Raw genomic sequence first — 393 nt, 5'->3', positions numbered from 1 at the left:
TACTGGGCACAAGGCAATATTTATGCAGCCAGATTAAAACCCAATATGGTTGAATTAGATTCTGATGTAAAAACATTGGCAGAACTGCCAACAAAAGGTTTGAAAGAAGGCCCCTATATGTTTGAAAGAAATGGTATTTATTATCTTACTTATCCGCATGTAGAAAATAAAACAGAAAGATTGGAATATGCAATGGGGAATAATCCTTTTGGCCCTTTTAAAATTGCCGGAGCTATTATGGATGAGTCAGCATCTGGCTGTTGGACGAATCATCATTCCATCATTCAATTTAAAAATCAATGGTATTTATTTTATCATGATAAAGACTATTCACCCAATTTTGATAAAGCACGTTCAATAAGGGCAGATAGTTTATCATTCAATCCCGATAGC

The 393-nt window shown here is 34.6% G+C and carries 1 protein-coding gene; it reads left to right on the top strand.

The genetic code is table 11. The features are described from left to right. Positions 1 to 393 (top strand): family 43 glycosylhydrolase (locus tag E3E33_RS10780; protein ID WP_167731705.1); only part of this gene is annotated, 393 nt, incomplete at both ends.

It is taken from the genome of Thermococcus sp. GR5 (assembly GCF_012027535.1).
GTDB classification, from domain to species: domain Archaea; phylum Methanobacteriota_B; class Thermococci; order Thermococcales; family Thermococcaceae; genus Thermococcus; species Thermococcus onnurineus.
Note: the sequence above shows the minus strand (reverse complement) of the source record. Positions and strands in the feature narration are given on the sequence as shown.